1 protein-coding gene is annotated in these 1,049 nt (G+C 59.3%); it reads left to right on the plus strand.

Translation table 11 applies throughout. The annotated features are described in order from the left end of the window. Positions 1 to 246 precede the first annotated feature (246 nt). Positions 247 to 582, plus strand: a complete 336-nt coding sequence (locus tag QMK24_RS41300) for a hypothetical protein (RefSeq protein ID WP_283472060.1) — start codon at positions 247 to 249, stop codon at positions 580 to 582. Positions 583 to 1,049 lie beyond the last annotated feature (467 nt).

Below are 1,049 nucleotides of genomic sequence, written 5' to 3' on the forward strand. Positions count from 1 at the left end.
TAAGAAGATCACTATCGATGCTCCAACTTCAATGTCACAAACAATGCAGTGGCCCATCTTCAATGACACAAACAACCATCAGCCCAACTTCGATGACAAGGGGCCCATCTTCACTGGCACAGGTCACTCCTCAAGGGCACCGAGCACGTCCAGGAGGAGGACTGTCACGCTGTCACGCCCGAAACCTCAGATGCCCCCACACGGGCCTCTGAGGGGGGTTCCAGCCACGAAACCGCAGGTCGCGGCGTGACACCCGGGGTCGGTGTCACGCCCGTTCCGGCCCAGCGTGACAGCCTGCGTGACACCCTGCGGGTGATCCAGGGCGGCGGGGGCCAGGAGGACGTCCAGGAGCCCCAGGAGCAGGCCCAGGAGGCCGCCCCGGCCCCCGAGCTGCTGACCCTGGCCGAAGCCGCCCGGCGCCTGGAAGACGAGTACGGAATCATCGTCCGGCCCGCCACCATGCGCACCCACAAGAAGCGGCACGACGACTTCCCGAAGGGCGTAGGAGAGCCCGGAAAGGAGCGGTACGCATTCGCCCCGCTCGTCGCCCACTACGTCGCCCGCGAAAAGAAGAAGGCGTAACCCCATGAGCACCGGCACGCGCGTACGGTGCTGACCTGCGGAAACACGATAGGCCCCCTCTCCGGAGGGGGCCTATTTGCATGACTGGACCCCTTCTGATATCTTGCTAAACAATTCGATAAAGCCCTAGAAAGGGGTCAGAAGATGGAAGAAAAGCCCTGCGATAACTGCGATGAAATGTGCGGAGACCCATACTGCGGGAAATGCCCACACTGCGGGGGAGAACTCGAAGAAGATTATTCGAATTGGCCTAGCCCGTGCGCAAAATGCCGCTTGAAGGAATTCAATAGGGAGGCCCTAAACCCTTATCCATTCGACCTTTAAACCGTCTGAGCGCGAAGCGCGAGGAATTCAGATTCACTGCATAAAGCGATCCGAATTCATCCTGAATTCAGGCACTAAGGCACCGAAGCGCGAAGCGCGAGGAATTCGGATTCGCTTAGAATTGCACCGCAATTCTTTATGCC

The organism is Streptomyces sp. PH10-H1 (genome assembly GCF_030063355.1).
In the GTDB taxonomy this organism is placed as follows: Bacteria; Actinomycetota; Actinomycetes; order Streptomycetales; family Streptomycetaceae; genus Actinacidiphila.